A 1965-nucleotide genomic window follows, 5' to 3' on the forward strand; every position below is an offset into this window, starting at 1 on the left:
TAATAAGATTGTTGAAGGGGTAACGGAGCTTCGCAATGCTTAAGCGTTTATGGCAAATTTTTGGCCCTATAATCTGTGCCTTAGTCTTGGTAGTAATAGTTATTTTTTCCTACCCTCAAGGCAGAAAACATAGTTATGAGGTTGAAAAACGTAACGCAGTAACCTTGACAACTGAGAACTTTAAGAGTCGTATTAATAAGACGACAGCTCTTTCTGATAAGAATCATCGATTTGTCCCTTTCTTTGGGTCTAGTGAGTGGTTGCGTTTTGATGCCCTTCATCCAGCTGTTTTAGCTGAAAAATATGACCGTAACTATCGCCCATATTTTATTGGACAACGTGGGGCTGCCTCTCTAAACCAATATTTGGGAATGCAACAAATGCTTCCCGAATTGAAAAATGGGACAGCAGTCTACGTCTTGTCACCACAGTGGTTTACTAAAAAAGGTTACAATTCTGCGGCTTTCCAGCAGTTCTATAATAACGACCAACTTAGTAGTTTCTTAAGTCAAAATCAGACGGATGCAAATTCTCAATATGCTGCTCAGCGTATCTTAGAGATGAAACCTGAGATTACTATGAAATCTCAACTTTCTAAAGTGGCTAATGGGCAAGATTTAAATTCTCTTGATAAGACTTATATTCAATTTATGGCAGAGCTTAATAAGCGAGAAGATGCCTTGTTCAGTCCTTTTGCAGCATCAAATAATGCAAATTACGACAAGAAGGTTCTTCCTTATCTTAAAGAGTTGCCAGACAAGCTCTCTTACGAGGCACTTGACCAGGTTGCCGTAAGAGATGCAGAAGCCCATACCAAGTCAAACGACTTTGGTATCGATGACCGTTTCTATAAGAAACGTTTGGCTAAAAAGATTGGTAAACTTAAAGGGTTCCAAAAGAATCTTTCGTATGAAGTTTCACAAGAATACGGTGACCTACAGTTGGTGTTAAATCAATTTGCTAAGTCAAATACTAACGTCATCTTTGTCATCCCACCTGTTAATAGCAAGTGGATGGCTTATACGGGACTAAGTCAAGAAATGTATGATGCTACGGTTTCTAAAATCTGTTATCAATTAGAAAGTCAAGGCTTTACCAATATTGCTGACTTCTCAAAAGATGGAGATCAACCTTACTTCATGCAAGATACCATTCATATGGGATGGAAAGGATGGGTAGCCTTTGACAAGGCTGTTGATCCATTTGTAAGTAATCCAACACCTGCACCTAGCTATAACTTGAACGACCGCTTTTATAGTAAGGATTGGGCAGGTTATACAGGGGCTCCTAGTCAGTTTAAGTAGTATTACTTAATAAATCAAAAAGGCTTGTTAAAGCCTTTTTATGTTATGATCTTTCCACGGTATCACCTTCATAAATTATAAAAAGGATTGGGAATTACGCCAATCCTTTTTATCCTTTTAAGTTTTATAATACGTTAAACAGATAGTTATTTGTTTTTAGTTAGAGCTTTTCGAATTAAATCTGCAGGGATAATCAAAACCGCGATAAGAAGAGCAACGATATAGTGTTGAACGTCCATTGGAACGGTACTAAATACTTTACCACCGAATTGAATAATCAAGGTTTGAACGACAGCAATAGAAATCATTACAATTGAGAATTTCTTGTTTTCGCCGATATGTTCAAAAACATTGAATCCATTACTACGTGTATTAAGTGAGTTGAAAATGACAGCATAGATAAATACTATAAAGGTGAATGTTGTTACCATTTCAAAGTTGCCAGTTCCATTTGTGATAAAGTCTTGGATACCACCAACATTTTTAAGAATAGCTAAACATACAAGAGTAATGAAGACGCTAGCTACACCAATAGCAGATTTCATATAGCCAGTAAGAATATTTGCCTTCTTAGCAACTGGCTTTTCATTCATGTAACGATCTAGGGTAGGCTCTTCACCAAAGGCAAGGGCAGCAAGTGTGTCCATGATAAGGTTAATCC

General features: G+C 37.3%; 2 protein-coding genes. One reads left to right on the plus strand and one right to left on the minus strand.

The features are described 5' to 3' along the window. The first annotated feature begins 35 nt into the window (after positions 1-35). Positions 36-1304, plus strand: coding sequence for a D-alanyl-lipoteichoic acid biosynthesis protein DltD (dltD, locus tag RDN22_RS11310; RefSeq protein WP_049554091.1), 1269 nt, complete (start codon positions 36-38; stop codon positions 1302-1304). A 146-nt stretch (positions 1305-1450) separates the two neighbouring features. On the opposite strand, the gene RDN22_RS11315 is transcribed toward dltD, so the two are convergent. Next, positions 1451-1965 (minus strand): cation-translocating P-type ATPase C-terminal domain-containing protein (locus RDN22_RS11315; RefSeq protein ID WP_308558157.1); only part of this gene is annotated, 515 nt, incomplete at its 5' end.

This window comes from uncultured Lactobacillus sp., assembly GCF_902491705.1.
In the GTDB taxonomy this organism is placed as follows: domain Bacteria; phylum Bacillota; class Bacilli; order Lactobacillales; family Lactobacillaceae; genus Lactobacillus.

Bases quoted from the DNA above. Each gene is read 5' to 3' on its own strand.
- dltD (WP_049554091.1), top strand. From the start codon at position 36: ATGCTTAAGCGTTTATGGCAAATTTTTGGCCCTATAATCTGTGCCTTA.